At 69.7% G+C, this 597-nt stretch carries 1 pseudogene; it reads right to left on the reverse strand.

The annotated features are described in order from the left end of the window. Positions 1-597 (reverse strand): annotated as a pseudogene (locus tag FUT87_RS28135) (phosphoribosylformylglycinamidine synthase); the annotation flags it as partial.

The raw sequence follows: 597 nt of genomic DNA on the forward strand, positions 1-597 counted from the left end.
CGGTGGACGCGCCCGGATGCGGGGAGATGGCCGTCGGGTGGTTGTGGGTCTCGACCTTCATCAGCACGTGCGCGGTCTCGGCACGGGCCTCGTACTTCGGCGCGCGGCGATCGCCGGCCGCCATCCAGCGCTCGATGGCGTGGCCCTCCATCACCGCGGCGTTGTCGGCGTAGGCGATGACGGTGTGCTGCGGCGACACCTTCTCGGTGTTGCGGATCATGCCGAAGAGCGACAGCGGCTGCGCTTCACCGTCGATGGTGAACTGGGCGTTGAAGATCTTGTGGCGGCAGTGCTCGCTGTTGGCCTGCGCGAACATCATCAGCTCGACGTCGCTGGGGTCGCGGCCCAGCTTCTGGAAGGCGGCGACGAGGTAGTCGATCTCGTCGTCGGAGAGCGCCAGGCCCCAGGCGCCGTTGGCTTCCTCGAGCGCCGCGCGGCCGCGGCCTGCACCGGCACGTGCGCGAGCGGCTGGGCCTGCTTGTCGTCGAAGAGGTGGGCGGCATCCTCGCGCGACAGCAGCACGCTTTCGGTCATGCGGTCATGCAGCAGGTCGGCGCAGGCCAGCAGTTCCTCCTGCGTCAGCGGCTTGGCGCCGCC

The organism is Mitsuaria sp. TWR114 (genome assembly GCF_007997345.1).